General features: G+C 67.3%; 4 protein-coding genes. All 4 read right to left on the bottom strand.

Annotated elements, in window-relative coordinates; translation table 11 throughout:
* Positions 1-1019 (bottom strand): long-chain-fatty-acid--CoA ligase (locus tag VN856_RS26680; protein ID WP_325694919.1); only part of this gene is annotated, 1019 nt, incomplete at its 3' end.
* A gap of 272 nt (positions 1020-1291) precedes the next feature.
* Complete coding sequence (locus VN856_RS26685) at positions 1292-2248, bottom strand: 4-(cytidine 5'-diphospho)-2-C-methyl-D-erythritol kinase (RefSeq protein WP_325694921.1); 957 nt, start codon at positions 2246-2248, stop codon at positions 1292-1294.
* A gap of 40 nt (positions 2249-2288) precedes the next feature.
* Positions 2289-3239 (bottom strand): 16S rRNA (adenine(1518)-N(6)/adenine(1519)-N(6))-dimethyltransferase RsmA, encoded by a 951-nt coding sequence (gene rsmA, locus VN856_RS26690; protein WP_414687060.1) that lies wholly within the window; start codon positions 3237-3239, stop codon positions 2289-2291.
* The coding region (locus VN856_RS26695) for a transglycosylase family protein (protein ID WP_325694925.1) at positions 3203-3376 on the bottom strand (174 nt) is incomplete at its 5' end. The genes rsmA and VN856_RS26695, both read right to left, overlap by 37 nt.

Consider the following 3376-nt stretch of genomic DNA (forward strand, 5'->3'; position numbering starts at 1 on the left):
TCGGCGTCGACCTCGTCGACGACCAGGCCGGCGTTGCACTCGGAGAACGACACCGCGAGCGTCGTCTCCGCCATGCCGTACGCGGGCAGGATCGCCGACGGCTTCAGCCCGAAGGCCTTGCCCGCATCCAGCAGGTCCTCGACATCGGCGGGGTCGACGGGCTCGGCGCCGGATAGCGCAAACCGCAGCGTCGACAGGTCGTACTGACCCGGTTCGGCCTGGTTGCGCAGCCGCTTGGCGAACAGCGCGTAGGCGAAGTTGGGCGCCGCGGTCATGGTGCCCTTGTACTTGTCGATGAGCTTGGCCCACAGCAGCGTGTCGCGCAGGAAGTCCATCGGCGTGACCTTGACCAGCTCGGCGCCGAAGTACATCGGGATGGTGAGGAACCCGACCATGCCCATGTCGTGGAAGCAGGGCAGCCAACTGACCATGACGTCCTTGTCGACGTCGTACTCGGCGCCGATGAACATGGCCTCGGCGTTCGAGTAGATGTTGCGGTGCGTGATCTGGACGGCCTTCGGAGATCCGGTAGATCCAGACGTCAGCTGCATCAGCGCCAGGTCGTCTTCGTCCGTCTCGACCGGATCGATCGGCTCGCTCTCGAGCAGGTCGCCGATCGTGAGCACCTTGATGCCCTTCTCCTCGAGCACTGGAATGGCGACGAGGAACGGCTCGGCGACGATGACGGCGTTCGCCTCGATCATCGCGATGACGTTCATGGTGTCCTCGGCCCAGACGGCGAGGTCGGTGCGCGGTGTGGGCTGGTGCAACATGGTCAGGCTGGCGCCACGCATCCACAGGGCCTGCGCGGTCGGCGCGATCTCCACCGGGAATCCGGCCAGCACGCCGACGGCGTCGCCATGTCCGACGCCCGCGGCGGCCAGTCCGCCGGCGACGCGGCGGGCACGCTCGTGCACCTCGAGCCAGGTGTGCCGGACCGGCTCGTGCGGCTCCCCGGTAACCATGCCCCGCGTGCTCTGGTGAGCGTTGCGGAACATGTTCTCGGTAAACCTGCTCACGATTGCCTCCTCGGTTCCGGCACCATCGCCCAGCATCTAATGTTGCTACTGCTCAAGCACACATTGGGATAGCCGCGCGCCCACAATTGAGCAGCGATTTCATCTCGAATCGGTGGCGACGCCATATCCGCACGCAACGTTGCCACGTGGGAAGAGACCCGCCCGCCGGTAGGCACGGCGGACGTAAGAACCAGGCTCGTTGCTTGACCTGTAATCATCACCGTCGGATATCTTAAACTCCTCTTAAAGAACTGCCAAACTGTGCGGCGAAATCACACGTCGGCGACGGGCGAGGGCACCACCCGGGCGCCATGCACCGGGCCGCTCGCCACCCGCACCGTGCGGCAGACGCCGGCCCCCGACAGCTCGGTGCCGACGTCCACCGCCGAGGGCGCTGACCGGCACAGAAACGCGCACGTCGGTCCCGATCCGGACACCATGCCGGCCAGTGCGCCCGCCTCGACGCCGGCACGCAGCACCCGACGCAACGCCGAATTCAGGCTCAGCGCGGAGGCCTGCAGTTCGTTGCCTAACAGCGGGGCCAGCTGCTCCGGGTCGCCGGCGGCTAGCGCGGCCAGGACCGGGCCGGGTTCATCGAGGCGCGGCGGCGTGCCGACTTCTCGCAACCGGTCCAGCTCGCGGAACACCTTCGGGGTGGACAACCCGGCCTCGGCGAACGCCAGCACCCAGTGAAAAGTGTTGCGGGCCAGGACCGTAGCCAGCTCTTCGCCGCGACCAGTGCCCAGTGCGGTACCGCCATGCAACGCGAACGGCACGTCGCTGCCGAGCTGCGCGGCCAGCGCGTGCAGGTCGCGGCGTGGCACGCCGAGTTCCCACAATGAGTTCAGTGCGACGAGAACAGCCGCGGCGTCGGCGCTACCGCCGCCCATTCCGCCGGCCACCGGGATGGACTTGTCGATCAGGATCGACACGTCGGGCGCGCGGCCGACGTGGTCGGCCATCAGTTCGGCGGCCTGCCAGGCCAGGTTGCGTTCGTCCAGGGGCAGTTGGTCGGCGCCCTCGCCGGTGATCTCGAGCGAGAGCACGTCGGCGTTGCGGACGGTGATCTCGTCAACGAGCGAAACCGCGTGAAATACCGTCGTCAGCTCGTGATAACCGCTTTCCAGCAGGTCTCCAACGGCCAGATACAGATTGATCTTCCCGGGCGTGCGGACCGTCACCGACCCCGTGGGAACCCATTGAGCTGCGGTGCTTCCGTCGATCGGCACCGAACGAGACTATCCCGGCGGGCGTCCGGCCCGTAGCCGGTCAGCTCGCGGAGGCGTGCCGCTGGGCAACGCCGCGACCGCGTGGACCGGCGTCGCCGAGGTCACCCGAGCGCTGATAAAGCCGCACGAATTCGTCGACGGTCAGTGTCTCGCCCCGGCGGGCCGGATCGATGCTCGCGGCGAGCAACCGGCTGGCCGATTCGTTGCCCGAACCCGCCCATTCGATGAATGCATTACGAGATGTTTTGCGGCGCTGAGCAAATGCGGTGTCAACGAGCTTGAACACGTTCTGCCGGAACGTCGCATCGGTCGGCCAGGGTGGGCTGGTGTGCCGGTCGATGCGCACCAGCCCGGAGTACACCCGCGGGATCGGCCAGAAGACGGTCGGCGACACCATGCCGTGACGGCGGACCTGTCCGTGGAAACGCACTTTGACGCTCGGCACCCCGTACTCCTTGCCGCCCGGTTCGGCGGCGAGTCGTTCGGCGACCTCGGCCTGCACCATCACCATCACCGTTCGCAGCGAAGGGAATTCGGCAAGCAGGTGCAGCAGTGCGGGAACCGCGACGTTGTAGGGCAGATTCGCCACCACCGCGGTCGGCTCGGAAGCCAGATCGCCGGGGCCGATGGACAGCACATCGCGGTTGATCACGGTCAGCCGCTGAATCTCGCTGTGCGAATGCTCGGACACCGTCTGCGGCAACCGGTCGGCCAGCACCGGGTCGATCTCGACGGCGCTCACCGTGCAGCCGCGGTCCAGCAGGGCGAGGGTCAGCGACCCGAGGCCGGGCCCGACTTCCAGGACGTGGTCGTTGCGGTTGACTCCGGATGCCGAGACTATCCGGCGCACCGTGTTGGCGTCATGAACGAAGTTCTGCCCCAACGATTTACGCGGCCGGAATTCGAGTTCCTTGGCCAAGCGTCGGATTTCGGTCCGCCCGAGTAACCGGATGGTCAGCGTGCACCCGCTCTGCCGCTGCACACCGGCCAGGCGCCCCAGCCCTGACGGGCCTGCGTCACCTGGGCGACGGCGATCTGCTCTTCCCGCGAGGCCAGGTCGGCGCGCGGCGCGAACCGCAGGCCACCGTTGCGCTCCCAGGTGTTCTGGTCGAACTGCACACCGCCGTA

The sequence above is a fragment of the Mycobacterium sp. genome (genome assembly GCF_035603715.1).
Lineage (GTDB): Bacteria > Actinomycetota > Actinomycetes > Mycobacteriales > Mycobacteriaceae > Mycobacterium.